This window comes from Leptolyngbya sp. PCC 6406, assembly GCF_000332095.2.
GTDB lineage: Bacteria > Cyanobacteriota > Cyanobacteriia > Phormidesmidales > Phormidesmidaceae > PCC-6406.
On the sequence record NZ_KI913949.1, the window covers coordinates 856,184 to 870,542 of the forward strand.

Consider the following 14,359-nt stretch of genomic DNA (forward strand, 5'->3'; position numbering starts at 1 on the left):
CATGAAGTTTAGTCAGATCGCTGCCCGTCTTGGGTTACCTGTGCAGTCCAGCTTGAGCAGCGACAGCGGTGATGATCCCGACCTGACGGGGGTTGCAGCTATCCATTCGGCGGAGCCTGGAACCCTGAGCTATATCGAGGGGGGAAAGTTTGCGACCTATCTGGCCACGACTGGTGCCAGTGCGGTGATCTTGCCCCAGGATGCAGTTCTCCAGGCCCAGGCCACGGAGCGGGGGTTACCCTGGCTCAGTAGTACGGACCCACGTTTGGCCTTTGCCCGCGCGATCTCAATTTTTTACCAGCCTTTCCAACCCCAGCCGGGAATTCATCCCACGGCGGTGATTGATCCCAGCGTTCACCTAGGGGATCAGGTTTCCATCGGAGCCCATGTAGTGATTCAACCCAATGTCACCCTAGGGGCTGGGGTGTGTGTCCATCCCAATGTGGTGATCTATCCCGATGTGGTGGTGGGCGATCGCACGGTGCTCCACGCTAACTGTGTCCTCCATGAACGCACCCAGATCGGTGTGGACTGCGTTATCCATAGTGGGGCGGTTATTGGGGCTGAAGGGTTTGGCTTTACCTTTACCAATGGAGCCTGGGAGAAAATTCAGCAGTCTGGCTTTGCAGTTCTAGAGGATGGAGTTGAGGTGGGCTGTAACACCACTATCGATCGACCTACGGTGGGGGAAACCCGTATTGGGGCCAATACCAAGTTGGACAATTTGGTCCATATTGCCCACAACTGCCAGGTGGGCAAGAGCTGCGTTATGGCGGCCCAGGTGGGGCTAGCGGGGCAGGTGCAGGTGGGGGATCGGGCTATCCTAGGGGGTCAGGTGGGGGCTGCAAATCAGACCCAGATTGGGGCTGATGTCCAGGCCGGGGCTAAGGCGGGGCTCCATGGCCAGGTGGCTCCTGGATCTGTGGTTATGGGTAACCCAGCTTCCCCCTACCGTATCTTTCTCAAATCTTCCGCCATCTATAACCGTCTGCCGGATATGCAGCGCACTCTTCGGGATCTCCAGCGCCAGGTTGCGGACCTGCAACAGCGGTTGGAATCTTCCCAGTCGGAGGTGTCATGAGCATTTCACCAGGACTAGGGCGGCGGCGATGGGCAGTCAAGGCAATCAGCCTTCAGGACTGCTGGAGTTTGGAGGCAGCCAATCCGAGGACGTTCCGTCATGAAGTTTAGCGAGTTGGTGCAACGGCTGGCGGGGGAAATAGGAAGCTATGAGGTCTCTGTGGCTACGGATCCGGATCTAACTGGACTTTCCGCCATTGAAGAAACCCTACCCCAGACCCTGAGTTACATCGAGGGGGAGCGGTATGGGCACCACATCGCCACTACCGCCGCCAGTGCCCTGATTTTGCCCCTGAATGCCAAGCTCCAAACCCAAGCGTGCGATCGCGGTTTGGCCTGGATGGCAGTGAAGGAACCCCGTGTGGTGTTGGCCTGGGCTATTAACTGCTTTTATTGCCCCTGCCAGCCGGAGGCAGGAATTGCTCCAACGGCAACGATCCACCCCACTGCCCACCTTGCCCCGGATGTAGCGGTGGGGCCAAATGTGGTGGTTGGGCCGGGGGTGAAGGTGGGGGCTGGGGTATGCATTTACCCCAATGTGGTGATCTATCCCGGCGCGACCATCGGCGATCGCACGGTTCTCCATGCCAACTGCGTCATCCACGAGCGCAGCGAAATCGGCCCAGACTGCATCATCCACAGCGGTGCGGTGATTGGCTCCGAAGGCTTTGGCTTTGTCCCCATCCCCGACGGCTGGCTTAAAATGCCCCAGTCGGGTCGGGTCGTTCTCGCCGCCGGAGTGGAAATTGGTTGCAATACTGCTGTGGACCGCCCCGCCCTGGGCACCACCCAGATTGGTCGCAACACTAAGATTGACAACTTAGTACAGATCGCCCACGGTAGCAAGATTGGCGAAAATTGCGCGATCGCGGCCCAGGTAGGCATGGCCGGGGGCGTCAAAATCGGCCATCGGGTGATCCTCGCGGGACAGGTTGGCATCGTAGACCATGTGGAAATCGGTGATGGTGCGATCGCAACCGCCAAGGCAGGCGTCCACAGTTCTGTTTCCCCCGGCGCAATCGTCACCGGCATCCCCGCCATCCCCCACAAGCTTTTTCTCAAGGCCACCGCCATTTACAACCGTCTACCCGACATGTACCAAGGGCTGCGAAAGCTTCAGAAGGCAGCAGGAACTCGACAGGACATTGATAAATAAGCATGGGGTACAGTTTCCGCGCCCGTACGGAATATTCAATTCAAAACGAAACGACTAGATGACCCGGCACGGGGCAGGGCGGGTTTTGCGCCTCCCATTTGGGATTTCCCAGTAGACACGAGCTAAACCCGCCCCTACGGGATTTACCCCATCACTCCCCAACACCCCCCAACACCGGATCATCCGGCACAAGGGCAACCACCCTTCGGCTTCGCTCAGGACAGGCAAGGGATTGCCCCTACGGTTTGGCAACATCCATACCCAATCACCCTGTCACCCCCTGCATTGGGCGCGGAAACCACTCCCCCACTCCCCAATCCGGGTCACCCGGCGACAGCAGGGCGGGTTTTGAGCCTCCCATCCCGGATTCCCCATTAGATCCGAGCTAAACCCGCCCCTACGGGATTTACCCCAATACCCCAATACCCCAATACCCCAATACCCCATCACTCCCCAACACCCCATCAAGGGGATCACGGTTCTGCTTTACAATTTGTGCAACGTCTTTCGACTCTCCCTGCCTCCAAGTCCCGTTCTTTATAGCCTCCCCGCGACCCATCATGAGCACCGGATATCTGGCCCTGGTTCTGCACGCCCATCTACCCTACGTTCGCCACCCCGAAAGTGACTTTGTGCTGGAGGAAGAGTGGCTATTTGAGGCGATTACAGAAACCTACGTTCCCCTGATCACTATGTTCGAGGGGTTAAAACGGGACGGTATTGACTTCAAAATGACCATGAGCATGACACCGCCCCTAGTGTCGATGCTGCGGGATCCCCTACTCCAGGATCGCTACGACGATCACCTGGCCCAGTTGGAAGAACTCACGGAAATGGAGGTGGACCGCCACATCCACAATGGTCACCTGCGCTACTTGGCGGAGCACTACGCCCAGGAGTTCAACCATGTGCGCCAGGTCTGGGAAAAGTACGATCGCGACTTGGTTAAAGCCTTCAAGCAGTTCCAGGACAGTAATAACCTGGAAATCATCACCTGCGGGGCCACCCACGGCTACCTGCCCCTGATGAAGATGTACCCCCAGGCGGTGTGGGCACAGATTCAGGTCGCCTGTGAGAGCTACGAAGAGAACTTTGGTCGTGCCCCTAACGGCATTTGGCTACCGGAGTGTGCCTACTACGAAGGGCTAGAGCGGATGCTGGCGGATGCCGGACTGCGCTACTTCCTCACCGATGGCCACGGTATTCTCTACGCTCGTCCCCGGCCCCGCTTTGGCTCCTATGCCCCCATTTATACAGAAACGGGAGTCGCGGCCTTTGGGCGAGATCACGAGTCCTCCCAGCAGGTGTGGTCTTCCCAGGTGGGCTACCCTGGGGCCTCGGAATACCGGGAGTTCTACCGCGACCTGGGTTGGGATGCGGAGTATGAGTACATCAAGCCCTACATCATGCCCAACGGCCAGCGGAAGAATGTGGGCATCAAGTACCACAAGATCACCGGCAAGGGGCTGGGACTGTCCGATAAGGACTGGTACGACCCCTACTGGGCGCGGGAAAAGGCGGCGGAACATGCCGACAACTTTATGTTCAACCGGGAGCGCCAGGTGGAGCATCTCCACGGCATTATGCATCGCCCCCCCATCATTGTTTCCCCCTACGATGCAGAACTTTTTGGTCACTGGTGGTACGAAGGCCCTTGGTTTCTGGACTACCTATTCCGCAAGAGCTGGTATGACCAGAACACCTACGACATGACCCACCTGGCGGATTATCTTCGGATTAATCCCACCCAGCAGGTGGCCAAGCCCTCTCAGTCCAGTTGGGGCTTCAAGGGCTTCCATGAATACTGGTTGAATGAGACCAATGCCTGGGTGTATCCCCATTTGCATAAGGCGGCGGAGCGGATGATTGATCTGGCCAAGCGGGAACCCGCTGACGAGCTGGAATGGCGGGCGCTGAACCAGGCGGCGCGGGAGGTGCTGCTGGCCCAATCCTCTGACTGGGCCTTCATCATGCGGACGGGGACGATGGTGCCCTATGCGGTGCGGCGGACGCGATCGCACCTAATGCGCTTCAACAAACTCTGGGAAGAGATTCCCCAGGGCAAAATTGACTCCGGCTGGTTGACTAAGGTGGAAGCGATCGACAATATCTTCCCCAACATCAACTACCGGGTCTACCGGCCCCTTTAGTTCGTCGCCAATGGATGATACGCCCTATGCTCGCTTGGCTAGGAGCGTAGAGCGATCGCCATGATGGATCTGAATCGCCCCTTTCAGGTGATTCTCATCTTCCAATTGAAGCCATCCCCGACCAGAAGCCTCGTCACATTCGTCACTGCCTTCCCAAGGAAAGTCCAACCGCTCTGCTTCCCCATCGGTCACCCAGTCCCCATCTCACCCAGTCCCCATCTATGTAGCCAGTTACGAGGCCGAACTGAAACTCTCCTGATCCAGACTCTTTGATCTGGATGTATGCCTGTACCTCCATGTGGAGATAGTCTTCGTCCCGCATGTCCATTTCGTAGATGTGCCAAAGTCCTGTAAGTTTCATCGTTAATAACCTCCTGATTCACACTATTGTGCTGGTTTTGGGTGAGGGCAAACGGTTGGGAACCTGTCGATAATGCACTTGACTCTCTAGAATTGGAATGCTCTGTTTGCAGGCTCGACGAGTTTGCTAGCAGATCAGGCTGTCCGAGCCCTTGGGCAGCTTTGTGGATCCCTCGTCAGGAGATGGTTTGTGAATATAACTGAGCTGTTTGCTCGTGGTGGCATCGCCATGTGGCCGCTATTGCTGCTGTCGGTGCTGGCCTTTGGCACCATCATCGAGCGCATCTGGTTTTGGTCACGCATTCTGACCCGAGAGCGGGAAGTGGCGGGGCGCGTGATCGAAGCAGCCCGTCGGGAATGGTCTGCCGCCGCTGAGATTGCCCAACGCGCCAACAGCTTGCCCATGGGTCGTTTTTTGCAGGCTGCCCTGAAACTAGAGACCCCCGATCCCGAGGTGTTTCGCCTTGCCCTAGAGACCGCTGCCAACGAAGAACTAGCCACTATGCGCCGGGGGGAAAAGGTGCTAGAAGCGGTGATTGCTCTATCTCCCCTGCTGGGACTGCTGGGCACCGTCTTGGGTCTGATCAATTCCCTAGGATCGATCCAGCTTAGCGATCTAGGCAGCGATGCCGCCGCTGGCACGGCTCTGGGCATCGGGGAAGCCCTGATCAGTACAGCGGCGGGGCTGGTGATTGCCATTGTCGGCTTGGCCTTCTTTCGGCTTTTCCAAGGATTTGTCTTTGGGCAGGCCAAGGTCTTTCGGCAGTCGGGTAGTGAGCTAGAGTTGCTATATCGCCAAGCCTGGGCCAATCGCTCAGATAAAGATGCTGTGCCCCTATCGGCTACGGCCAAACCGTTGGAAACGCCATGAAAATTGACCTGTTAGAAAATCCATCCCAGGATGTTCACATTGAAATTCTGCCCCTGATTGACGTTATTTTCTGTATTCTGACCTTCTTTATCCTGGCGGCGGTGGGTTTGACCCGGCAGCAGGCTATTGACCTCGATCTGCCCAATGCCAGCACGGGAACACCGCTGCCCGGTCAGGGCTTGGGAACGGAGGCAGCTCTGCGCGATCGCCTTTATGTCAGCGTTGATGCCATTGGTCAGGTGTATTTGGATCAGCAGCCCGTCACCCTAGATCTGCTCTACGATGTACTCCAACAGCATCAGCAGAGCTATCCAGAGGGACTAATTGTGCTCTATGCCTCTCGGGATGCCCGCTATGAAGATGTGGTGTCGGTCCTGGATCTACTGCGATCAGTGGGGGGCAATCGGGTAGCCCTGGCGACCTTGCCGGACACGTCCCCCGATAATTCCCAGGCATTCCCGGAGGATGGCTTTGATCTGCCCCTCCCCGGACAGAACGATCCCCTGCTGCCTCAACCGGGTTTCCCGGCTCCCGGCTCGGAGGAGTTCGATCCCTTTGCCCCTGAAAATTTCCAAGATCCCGCCCTCGATCTGCCCTTCCCCGCCCCCAGCCAAACCCCTTAGGACGGACAAAGCCCCCATGAGTCGCCCCTACTTTGACGATTTACCGACCTTGTTCGCCAATAACGATACCCAAGCCCTAGAGGCATTTGGCGAACATATCCACTGGGGATTTTGGCCTGACTCAATCCGAGCCGACGGCTCCTTAAAGGATTTTTCTGAAGCCGCAGAACGTCTATCACGCCAACTCCTGAGCCATGCCAACCTGAAAGATGGTCTCAGGATTCTGGATGCAGGATGTGGCTTTGGGGGCACCATTGCTCTCCTAAATTCCAGCTATCAGAATTTGCAGTTGACGGGGATTAACATCAATAGCGAGCAAATTGAACGGGCCAAAACTCGGGTCGTCCCTCAAGGGGGCAATCAAATTGAATTCATTGTCGGAGATGCCTGTGCTCTCCCCTTTGCTGATGACGTATTCGATATAGTACTGGCAGTAGAATGCATCTTTGCCTTCCCCAGCCGAGAGCGATTCTTCTCGGAAGTGAAGCGAGTGCTGGCACCAGAGGGAACCTTCATACTCTGCGACTTTTTACTCCCCAACTGGTTTGGCCCGCTGTGGAAGCAATGCGAAGGTTTCACCAACCGCCTTGTCACCAAAGCCTATGGAGAGTTCACCGCAGAGCGCAATCCCCCCATCAATTTTTGGACCTTTTCTCAATACGCCCAACTGTCAGTATCAATGGGGTTTGAGCAACGACAAATAGAAGACATTACGCGCAATACCCTGCCGACCTATCCCGTTGTTAATCAGTTGATGAAGAACGTTGACGCCTCCTCTCAATCTGCAACGGCAGGGTTAGCTGTCTTGAGTCGTATGGGGCTTGTTCGTTATGTCATTCTGTCCTATAGCAATCTGACTTGATTCTTGAAGGCAGGATGGTCATTTATCGATTTAACCATTACCCTCTCCTATGGCAGACCTCAAGGATCAACAACATCCCCAATACGCAAAGGACCGGACTACGGTAAACCAGATTATGGCGGGGGAACCGAGTGACCACGCCCTAGCGGAATTGGGCCGACTACTGATTCGCTATAAAGCCTTTCCTGGAGCCCGCGACATTCAAACAGATCTACAAAAGGTTTTGAACCTCTGGGGCTTGACCGAGGCGGAACTTTACGCCAAGACCCAGGTCATCCACCAGACGGGAACGGTATACCAAAATCTGGGGCGCAATCGTGAGGATTGGAGCTAGGGATGCAGCCGGGTCAGAATTTCTTGTCCTACGGCTTTGTAGTCTTGCCAAGCTGCCTCCGCCTTTGGATCCTGTATGCCGTAGACGGGAACGCCAGCTTGGGCTGCCTTCTGAAACGCAGCATATCGGCGAATGCCTCGGGCAAAGGTCGGCAAATGGGCCGACTGCAACAGCGATCGCACCTCATCTCCGGCCCGACTGGGATGGGGAGGAATCGCGGTCAACAGAATTTGGTATTGGGGTGCGGGCAACTGCTGGAGATGGTTTACCGTTAGCACTAAAGCATCTAGGGCTAAGATATCGGGCGTTGTGGGTAAGACGAGCAGATGACAGTGGCTTACTAATGTGGCCAGATCCGCTTGGGTGGGACGAGCTTGGGTATCAATCACAACATGGTGATAATGGTTATGAAGCTGATCCACCTGCCACTCATCTACTACGGGAAACGGTAACTCCCCGCGCTGCGCCCAACTGAGGGCCGACCGATTGGGGTCTGCATCAATCAACAGAGTTTTGGCCTGCCCCTGCAAAAAGGCGGCAAGATGAATTGCTGTTGTGGTTTTACCCACCCCCCCCTTAAAGCTGGCAACGGTAATAATCATGACTTGAAGTGGGAAATGGGGGCACAATGACCATGATCGTTCCGGATTTGCCCGTGCTCCCCTCGGCAGGGGGAAGGTAAGGTTTCAACCCCTCTCAAATTTAGTGACGTTATGGCTACGGCTGCCAACACCTACAGATTGCCCCAGTCCCCCAGTACCTTGCTCATTGTCCATGGCGATGGGGATATCGTAGCGACTCTAACTGAGGTGTTGCGCGATCTCGACCACGTCATTGTCCCCGCCTCTGCCCATCACCTGCAAGATCTGCTTCAGGACGGTGGAGCAGATTTGGTTCTGCTATCCGCCCAACTGCCAGAGGTCAACAGTTTTGATCTGTGTCATCGTCTCAAAGCTGTACGTCGGGTGAAAGATGTTCCGATCCTGATCCTTGGCAGTGGGACCGATCCTGACGGGACCGAAGCAGCCCACGCCTTTGAAGCCGGAGCTAACGAATACCTCTACTGGCCCTGCCACCCCTCTGAGTTAATTGCTCGGGTCAATCACCAGCTCATCCTCTATCGGCGGCGGCAGCACATGAGTCAGCAAAACGCCATGCTGCTCCAGGAGGTGCGTGAACGCAAGCAGATAGAACAGGCTCTGCGACAGGCAGAGGAGAAATATCGCAGTATCTTTGAAAACGCCAATGAAGGTATCTTTCAAACTACTGAAGCGGGGCGTTATCTGCGGGTAAACCCGGCTCTGGCCCAAATCTTTGGCTATGACTCTCCGGAGGAGATGATTGCTGCTGTCACCGATGTAGGCCGCCAACTCTATGCCCAGCCCAAACGCCGTGAGGAACTGATGGTATATCTCCAGCAGTTCAGCAAGATTGTCGGTGCCGAGTCAGAGATGGTGCGCCGGGACGGTAGTCACATCTGGGTCAGCGAAACCATTCGTGAGGTTAGTGATGCTGAAAACAAATTTTTGTACTACGAGGGAATTGTCCATGACATCACTGAGCGACGACTGATTGACATGGAACTGCGCCAGCAGCGCCAACAGGCGGATCGCCTGCTGGTGAATATTCTGCCCTATCAGATTGCCCAGCGCCTGAAGTCGGGAACTCGCACTATTGCTGAAAGTTTTGATGATGTGACGGTGCTGTTTGCTGATCTGGTAGAGTTTACTGCTGCCTCGGGACAGATGCAGCCTAAGGAACTCGTCAGTCTTTTAAATCACGTGTTTTCTACCTTCGATCGCCTTGCGGAGCGCTATCAGCTTGAGAAAATCAAAACTATTGGCGATGCCTATATGGCGGCGGGGGGGCTACCCGTGATGATCCCCGACCATGCCGATGCGGTGGCGTTAATGGCTCTAGACATGCAGCAGGCGATGGAGCACTTTATCCGCCCTGACGGCACTCCCTTTCGGCTGCGGATTGGTATTAACCTCGGCCCGGTTATAGCCGGAGTGATTGGGATGCGGAAGTTTGCCTATGATCTCTGGGGCGATACGGTGAATATGGCCAGCCGGATGGAAACGACGGGGGAAGCAGGCCGGATCCAAGTTACCACGGCGGTATACAACCGTCTCAAACAGCGGTTTATTTTTGAATCTCGGGGGACAATATCTGTAAAGGGAGGGGGATTGGTTGAAACCTACTGGTTAGTGGGTCGCCGCTGACCCTCTTCAGGACAGGTACCCAGGGGTCTGAAGGGTTGCGATCGCGTATTCTAGAGACCCAGTGGCGCTTCATACGGGGTTCTACAGAAGTCCTGATTTAGTTGACTATGCATTGCATTCTAGGTAATGACCTCTGCCCCCTTTACTATCCTGATCGTTGATGATCAACTCGACAACCTCCGCACACTGTCGGCACTCTTAACCGGACAGGGCTACCGTGTGCGTAAGGCTCTTAGCGGCCAAACAGCCCTCGATACCGTGGCGGTAGAATCCCCTGATCTAATCTTGCTGGATATTTCCATGGCGGGCATGGATGGCTATGAACTCTGCCGCAAGCTTAAGGCCGACCCTTTCCATAGCGGCATTCCCGTTCTTTTTCTGAGTGCCCTCGATGATGTTCAGGGTAAGCTCCAGGCATTCCAAGCTGGCGGCAGTGATTACATCACCAAGCCCTTTGCCGCCACAGAGGTTCTGGCCCGCATTCGCCATCAAGAACAGATTTTGCGCCAGCAGCGATCGCTCCAACAGGAAATCACCGAACGGCAAGAGATTGAGGCTACCTTAGCCCGCCAAAACCAAACCCTCACTACTATCCTCCGGGCCATTCCGGATCGCATCCTCCATTTGTGGCCCGATGGCACAATTCTGGGAGATTCCTGGGCCGACAACAGCCTGCCTGCGGCCCCAACCGCTCTATCCAGTGAACCCAGTGAACCCAGTGAACCCAGTGAACCGACAGTCTTAGACCCACCCTGGCCCTTTACCGCCCATGACATGGTGGTGTCAGCTGTGGACGAGGCCCTGACTACGGGGGCTGTGGTCACGATTGACTACATCAATGCCGACCAGGGACAGATCCGGCACCAGGAAGCTCGCCTCACCGCCTTTGGGGACAAGGAAGTGCTGGCGGTCATTCGGGACATAACCCAGCAGCGGAGTCTGGAGTTCAACGCGACCCGTCAGGCGGGTCGGGAGCGACTATTGGCTAGCATCACCGAGACTATTCACCAGTCTCTTCATGTTCAGGACATCTTAGAGGCTGCTGTGGAAGGGGTGCGACGACTCGTGCAGGTGGATCGGGTAGTGGTGTACCGCTTTAACCAAGACTGGAGCGGCGAAATCACTGCTGAATCTATCATTCGGCCTGAACTCTCTATTCTGGGCGAGGTCATCCATGACCCCTGCTTTGAACACAAATGGCACTTGCCCTACCTAAACGGACGGATCCAGGGACTAGGCGATGTTGAAGCCAGTCATCTAAAACCCTGTTATCTCAAAATGCTGAGGCGCTTTCAGGTCCGGGCCAAGTTGATTGTCCCAATCCTTTTACAGCGTCCTGAAACAGGACGAAAGCTTTGGGGGCTACTGATTGCCCACCACTGCGATGGCCCCCACCCCTGGGGCACTTGGGTTAAAGAGCTGATGCAGCAGCTTGCAGCCCAGTTGGCGGTGGCTCTCCAGCGGGCTCAACTCTATGAACAGTTATCTCGTCAAGCCTCCCGAGAGGTGCTGCTCAACCAGATTCTTGATGCTGTGCGTGAAAGTCTGGATCCAGAATTAATTTTGCAGCACACCGCTCAGGCTATACAAACTGCCTTCAATAGCAGTCGGGCTTTGATTGTGCTGTGTCAAGAAACGGACGAATACTTCCAGCACAACGTCGTAGCCAGTGCACCAGGGGTGCCGCCCTTAGCGGTAAGGCAGATCCCGCTCCAGGGAAATCCTCATGCTTTGGCGATTCTTAGTGGTAATGAGCCTATAGCGGTGGGGTCGGTTCAGGATCACCCCCTGATGGAGTCTATGCGGCCCCTGGCTAAGGTCTGTGCCATTGAGGCGATGCTGTCGATTGCCATTCGCTCAGAGGGCAAGGCCCAGGGAATCCTATGCGTTCAGCAGTGTGATGGCCCACGCCATTGGAACGATGATGATAAGTTGCTGCTGCGGGAGGTAGCGGATCAGTTGGCGGTGGCCCTACGACAGGCGGAGTTATACCAGCAGGTCCGAGACGCCAATCGCACTCTGGAGCGGTTGGCTAATTTGGATGGCCTTACCCAGGTGGCTAATCGTCGTCGCTTTGATGACTATTTAGCCTATATCTGGGCGCAGCAGCGGCGAGAGCAACAGCCTCTAAGTTTGGTGCTCTGTGATGTGGACTATTTCAAGCGCTATAACGATTGCTGGGGACATCTCAAGGGAGATGATTGCCTTAAACAGGTGGCCCAGATTTTGACCGAGGTGATCAATCGTCCCGCCGATCTGGTGGCCCGCTATGGTGGGGAAGAGTTTGCCTTGATCTTGCCCCATACCCCCAATGAAGGGGCGTGCTATTTGGCGGAGCAGGTGCAAACTGCGATCGCAACTGCGGCCCTGCCCCATCCCGATTCCCCCATTAGCCCTCACCTCAGCCTCAGTCTAGGGGTTGCCACCCTAGTACCTGACCTCAAGAGTAGCCCCGTAACCCTGATTACCCATGCTGATGCGGCCCTCTATGTCGCTAAAGATCAGGGGCGCAATCAATTTGTCACCCTATCTACCCAGTCGAAGGAGGCTCTAGATGCCCAAGCCAAGGACAGGGAATAGGGAAACAGGCTGGCGGAATGGGATACTGGATAGTCCTATGACAACGCTTTCCCCCCTACTCCAGACCCGTCTTGTGGAACCACTCCAAGTTGGAACGGTCACCCTCCACAGTCGGGTGTTCCAGTCTCCGCTCTCCGGCGTAACAGACCTTGTCTTTCGGCGACTGGTGCGCCGCTATGCCCCCACCGCCATGTTGTACACCGAGATGGTCCACGCGGCGGGGGTGTGCCATGTAGATACCCTGCCCCAGATCATGGCAGTAGATCCAGGGGAACATCCCATCAGTATTCAACTCTTTGACTGCCGCCCTGACTTTCTGGCGGTGGCGGCGCAGCGGGCGGTGGCAGAAGGGGCCGACACCATTGACCTCAATATGGGCTGTCCCGTCAACAAAATCACCCGCAAGGGGGGCGGCTCTTCGCTGCTGAAGGATCCCGCCACCGCTGAGGCGATCGTGGCGGCGGTAGTCGCCGCAGTAGCGGTACCCGTCTCCGTCAAAACCCGTATCGGCTGGGACGACGACCACATCAACGCGGTGGAGTTTGCCCGCCGCATGGAGGCCGCTGGAGCCCAAATGCTGACTCTCCACGCCCGTACCCGCGCTCAGGGCTACACCGGACCTGCCCGCTGGGACTGGATTGCCCGCGTCAAGGCAGCCCTCTCCATTCCCGTCATCGCCAATGGAGATATTACTTCCATTGACACAGCGGTGGCCTGCCTAGAGCAAACTGGAGCCGATGGCGTCATGTGCTCCAGGGGAACTCTGGGCAATCCCTTTCTGGTGGGAGAAATCGATCATTTTCTCAAAACCGGACAGCGCACTCCCCAGGCCACGCTGATCGATCGGCTCCTATGCGCCCAGGACCATCTACGAGGAATCGCCGAGTACAAGGGCTATCGTGGCATCTGCCAAGCCCGTAAACACATGACCTGGTACGCCACTGGATTCTCTGGTGCCGCCGCCCTGCGGGATCAACTGTGCCGCATTGAATCCGTCGCAGAGGGGGAGGCACTGCTGCAAAGTGCGATCGCACATTTAGAGTCCCTCGGCGAAACCGTTGCCCGGTGGGCGGGTGACCCTAATATTAGGGTGATGGGGTAAGGGCGCGGTTTCCGTGTCCAATGCAGGATCCACGGTCAATTTAGGAGGAGACCAGGAGGGGATGAGGGCGCTGATGCCACGGAATTATTTTTATCAAGCAATGCAAAATAACAGGGCGGAGTAGGCAAAAATTTTCTATAACTTAGAGATAGAGAAGGTTTGAGCACTGCATGTCGCCAACGCCAGTCATGACTGAAATGCCGTCCGACGCGCTGTTTGAGGATAGGTGTGATCTCTACGGGGCAGAAGATGCCCAGGCGATTTTGCAACTAGCCATCGCCCGAGAAACGGAGAGTGGCGAGATGAGTCGGGGACAACTGCTGGAAATCGCGGCAGAACTGGGTATTTCCTCGGACACCTTGGCTGCTGCGGAACAAGAATGGCAGGTGCGCCAAGTGGAGCAGGCAGAGCGACAGGTCTTTGACCAATTTCGACAGCAGCGGTTTCAACACCACCTGATTCGCTACACCGTGGTCAATGGCTTTGCCATGGCACTGAACTATATGGCGGCTGATCGGCTATCTTGGTCCCTGTATTTAGCACTGATCTGGGGACTTGCGATCGCGCTTCACGGTTGGCATACCTTTCGCCCAACGGACTATCGTTACGCCGAAGAATTTGAAAAATGGCGACGCCAGCAACAGCTCAAGCGATCCTTTCGACGGGCCATTGATTGGCTCCTGGGTACCTGAGGGTTTACCGTTAAGGGACTTTCCCAATTCCCCTTTTCCCTGCACCCTATGGGCAGAGCTGGCCGTGCGCTCAAAGAAACCCTAGATACCTATGCCCTCAGCCAGAACAAACTGGCGGTCACAATGGGCATGGAGCGAACTGTAGTCTACCGCTGGGTCCATGAATTAGTGGATCCCACCGGAGAAACTATCGTGGAAATCGTGCGGGGGCTCAACCAATTGGACCCCAGCGCCGCTAAAGCCTTTATTGCCCTCTATCTAATCCCTATCTTGAATGAGCTGTAGTCTAGGGGCTACGGAAGAAACAGAGGGAAGCCTGTCATT

The 14,359-nt window shown here is 55.9% G+C and carries 14 protein-coding genes; 12 read left to right on the forward strand and 2 right to left on the reverse strand.

The window, feature by feature from the left end:
* Position 1: 1 nt before the first annotated feature.
* The 3 genes from lpxD (LEP6406_RS0203945) (at position 2) to LEP6406_RS0203960 (ending at position 4,386) form a co-directional block, all read left to right on the forward strand.
* The gene (gene lpxD / locus LEP6406_RS0203945; RefSeq protein ID WP_008311029.1) at positions 2 to 1,081 is read left to right on the forward strand and encodes a UDP-3-O-(3-hydroxymyristoyl)glucosamine N-acyltransferase; all 1,080 of its coding nucleotides are present in this window, start codon (positions 2 to 4) and stop codon (positions 1,079 to 1,081) included.
* A 99-nt stretch (positions 1,082 to 1,180) separates the two neighbouring features.
* Positions 1,181 to 2,236 carry a UDP-3-O-(3-hydroxymyristoyl)glucosamine N-acyltransferase gene (gene lpxD / locus LEP6406_RS0203950; RefSeq protein WP_008311031.1) on the forward strand — a complete coding sequence of 352 codons (1,056 nt, stop codon included), beginning with the start codon at positions 1,181 to 1,183 and terminating at the stop codon, positions 2,234 to 2,236.
* A 560-nt stretch (positions 2,237 to 2,796) separates the two neighbouring features.
* Positions 2,797 to 4,386, forward strand: a complete 1,590-nt coding sequence (locus tag LEP6406_RS0203960; protein WP_008310411.1) for a glycoside hydrolase family 57 protein — start codon at positions 2,797 to 2,799, stop codon at positions 4,384 to 4,386.
* A 24-nt stretch (positions 4,387 to 4,410) separates the two neighbouring features.
* On the opposite strand, the gene LEP6406_RS34660 is transcribed toward LEP6406_RS0203960, so the two are convergent.
* A complete protein-coding gene (locus tag LEP6406_RS34660; protein ID WP_263971125.1) occupies positions 4,411 to 4,578 on the reverse strand; it encodes a hypothetical protein in 168 nt (55 codons plus the stop codon).
* A gap of 358 nt (positions 4,579 to 4,936) precedes the next feature.
* Here LEP6406_RS34660 and LEP6406_RS0203970 point away from each other — a divergent pair, with 358 nt between their 5' ends.
* Genes LEP6406_RS0203970 through LEP6406_RS0203985 form a run of 4 tightly spaced genes read left to right on the forward strand, consistent with a single transcriptional unit; the run spans position 4,937 to position 7,436 of the window.
* Complete coding sequence (locus tag LEP6406_RS0203970; protein ID WP_008310409.1) at positions 4,937 to 5,617, forward strand: MotA/TolQ/ExbB proton channel family protein; 681 nt, start codon at positions 4,937 to 4,939, stop codon at positions 5,615 to 5,617.
* On the forward strand, positions 5,614 to 6,240 hold the full coding sequence (locus tag LEP6406_RS0203975; RefSeq protein WP_008310408.1) for an ExbD/TolR family protein: 627 nt from the start codon (positions 5,614 to 5,616) through the stop codon (positions 6,238 to 6,240). The genes LEP6406_RS0203970 and LEP6406_RS0203975 overlap by 4 nt, the downstream gene beginning before the upstream one ends.
* A gap of 16 nt (positions 6,241 to 6,256) precedes the next feature.
* On the forward strand, positions 6,257 to 7,102 hold the full coding sequence (locus LEP6406_RS0203980; protein ID WP_008310407.1) for a class I SAM-dependent methyltransferase: 846 nt from the start codon (positions 6,257 to 6,259) through the stop codon (positions 7,100 to 7,102).
* 49 nt (positions 7,103 to 7,151) lie between these two features.
* Positions 7,152 to 7,436, forward strand: a complete 285-nt coding sequence (locus tag LEP6406_RS0203985; protein WP_008310406.1) for a DUF3288 family protein — start codon at positions 7,152 to 7,154, stop codon at positions 7,434 to 7,436.
* Here the strand turns inward: LEP6406_RS0203985 and LEP6406_RS0203990 are convergent.
* The gene (locus tag LEP6406_RS0203990) at positions 7,433 to 8,038 is read right to left on the reverse strand and encodes a ParA family protein (RefSeq protein ID WP_008310404.1); all 606 of its coding nucleotides are present in this window, start codon (positions 8,036 to 8,038) and stop codon (positions 7,433 to 7,435) included. The two genes, LEP6406_RS0203985 and LEP6406_RS0203990, sit on opposite strands and share 4 nt — an antisense overlap.
* Before the next feature lie 111 nt (positions 8,039 to 8,149).
* Here LEP6406_RS0203990 and LEP6406_RS0203995 point away from each other — a divergent pair, with 111 nt between their 5' ends.
* From LEP6406_RS0203995 to LEP6406_RS0204015, 5 genes are all read left to right on the forward strand, one after another.
* Positions 8,150 to 9,661, forward strand: a complete 1,512-nt coding sequence (locus LEP6406_RS0203995) for an adenylate/guanylate cyclase domain-containing protein (RefSeq protein ID WP_008310402.1) — start codon at positions 8,150 to 8,152, stop codon at positions 9,659 to 9,661.
* 126 nt (positions 9,662 to 9,787) lie between these two features.
* A complete protein-coding gene (locus LEP6406_RS29935) occupies positions 9,788 to 12,241 on the forward strand; it encodes a diguanylate cyclase domain-containing protein (protein WP_008310400.1) in 2,454 nt (817 codons plus the stop codon).
* Between the two features lie 37 nt (positions 12,242 to 12,278).
* On the forward strand, positions 12,279 to 13,343 hold the full coding sequence (gene dusB, locus LEP6406_RS0204005) for a tRNA dihydrouridine synthase DusB (RefSeq protein WP_051463613.1): 1,065 nt from the start codon (positions 12,279 to 12,281) through the stop codon (positions 13,341 to 13,343).
* Between the two features lie 170 nt (positions 13,344 to 13,513).
* Complete coding sequence (locus tag LEP6406_RS0204010) at positions 13,514 to 14,035, forward strand: 2TM domain-containing protein (protein ID WP_008310395.1); 522 nt, start codon at positions 13,514 to 13,516, stop codon at positions 14,033 to 14,035.
* Between the two features lie 48 nt (positions 14,036 to 14,083).
* Entirely contained in the window at positions 14,084 to 14,320 is a 237-nt protein-coding gene (locus tag LEP6406_RS0204015; RefSeq protein ID WP_008310394.1) for a helix-turn-helix domain-containing protein, read from the forward strand.
* Positions 14,321 to 14,359 lie beyond the last annotated feature (39 nt).